The sequence below is a fragment of the Okeania hirsuta genome (assembly GCF_003838195.1).
Taxonomy (GTDB): Bacteria; Cyanobacteriota; Cyanobacteriia; order Cyanobacteriales; family Microcoleaceae; genus Okeania; species Okeania hirsuta.
Genome location: NZ_RCBY01000549.1, coordinates 1 through 1,723, shown reverse-complemented (window position 1 = coordinate 1,723; position 1,723 = coordinate 1). Strand labels below are relative to the sequence as shown.

The following is a 1,723-nucleotide window of genomic DNA, read 5'->3' as shown; positions in this document are numbered from 1 at the left end:
CCCATTTCAAACACCCTACTAACTCTATACTTTACCTTATAAAGCGACAAGTCTATTATTTTATTGGCATCATATACCAATTTTTAAACATGAGGAATAAACTTTGGTATAAGTGAATAAAGTGCTAATAATATTTTTCATTACTGGATAGATATTCTCAGAGAATTACTACCAGTAAGTTGATTAGAACAAGTAAAAAAAAAGAAAATGAATTATAATGGGTCAAGGAAATATTAACAGAATTAGAATTACAGCACTTTTGAGGATAGTGAGGTACAGCTATAAGACTATTTATTTCTATATTCCCTGTTGCCTGTTGCCTAGAGCAATAAAACTTTGTACCTCATCAACTAGAAAACTGCTGTAATTGTAGATAGTAAAGAACAAAGTAGAGAAAGACCAGGTGAATATAAAAAAACAGAAAAATATTACTCAGGAAAAAAGAAAAATCATACTTTTAAAAATCAAATAATAACGACACCAAAAGCGAGTGCTTAATTCGCCGTCGCACGGCGAATGTAAGAAGCACTCAAGACAGGAAAAGAAATAGTAGATGTAATAGTAGGATAAAAAAGTCCAGTAAGTGATGTAAATGTATTCAGAAAACAACGAATGGGAGTTTGATAAAAAACAAAAATTTCAAGGAGATAAAGCTGATGAAAGAGTAGAGAGAACAACTACACCAAAAAAGAAACCAATAAAAAAAGAAATGCTACCAGAAATCAAAGAAGAAAATCAAGAAAAAGCCAAAAAGATAATATTTGTAGAACACGATCTGAAGATTAATCAAAATCTTTGGAGTTGCTAGAGAAAGATTCAGATTAAAAGATAATAATTATCAAAAAGTAATCTTAACAATATGTGGTTTAGTTAGACTAAGGATTGGCTCATTTATATTAGTATAAATTTTGAAAAAATGAGATAAGAAATAAGAAAGACAGTACAAGAAATATTTATATTCGTAACACGAAGTATCTCTAAGACCCATAAAACCGTACAACTTAACTATCTTGATGAGTGGCGATAACCTCCGGTTAAGCGTACGCTATCGCTCGACTAAAGATAGTTAGGATCAGCGTTTGAGTATTTTTGGAGATGTCTATTGTCAAGTAGAATAATAATTTTGGGAATATTCACTGGTTTAGATTTGAAGTAATCAATATTATTCAACAACATTTCAATTAATCCTTGATCGTCAGAAATTCTGATCGAAAAAATATTGATATCTTGCCATCCTAAAATCTATAAACCTCCAATAAATCGGACATTTCTGCGTGTGTTATATCATATCCGGATAATTAGTGGTCAAAAAACTTTCTCCTTCTCTTCTCCTTTCTTCCCTCCTGACTGCTGACTCCTGACTTCTGACTCCTCCGTCATTTATTTATAACTGTTCAACCGGACATGATATTACATTAAGATTTACTTAGTTAATAGACCCAAAATAGGTGTCTAGTGAACTGTACATTAACTATTAGACAGCTCACTGTACAGTTAAATTAACTATCGAAAAGTGTTATTATCAAGAATAGACTTGTCGCTTTATAAGGTAAAGTAAAGTTAATAGGGTGTTTGAGATGGGACAATGTTAGATCTGAATCGGGTGCTAAAAGAAGACCGCCTCAGTGCGGGCATTGACTGGACTAAACCGTAAGGCATTGGATGAATTATTACAAGCTTTTTGTGTCCAACTTGACTCGGAAGCGATACGGCGCTCCGCCAC

1 protein-coding gene and 1 pseudogene are annotated in these 1,723 nt (G+C 32.6%); both read left to right on the top strand.

Annotation, left to right across the window (positions count from 1 at the left end; genetic code table 11):
• Positions 1–363 precede the first annotated feature (363 nt).
• A pseudogene (locus D5R40_RS40450) lies at positions 364–492 on the top strand (transposase family protein); the annotation flags it as partial.
• A gap of 100 nt (positions 493–592) precedes the next feature.
• Positions 593–808, top strand: coding sequence for a hypothetical protein (locus D5R40_RS40445; RefSeq protein WP_240038805.1), 216 nt, complete (start codon positions 593–595; stop codon positions 806–808).
• The last annotated feature ends 915 nt before the right edge of the window (positions 809–1,723 follow it).

Coding starts and splice junctions, on each gene's coding strand:
- D5R40_RS40445 (WP_240038805.1), top strand. CDS start 593: ATGTATTCAGAAAACAACGAATGGGAGTTTGATAAAAAACAAAAATTT.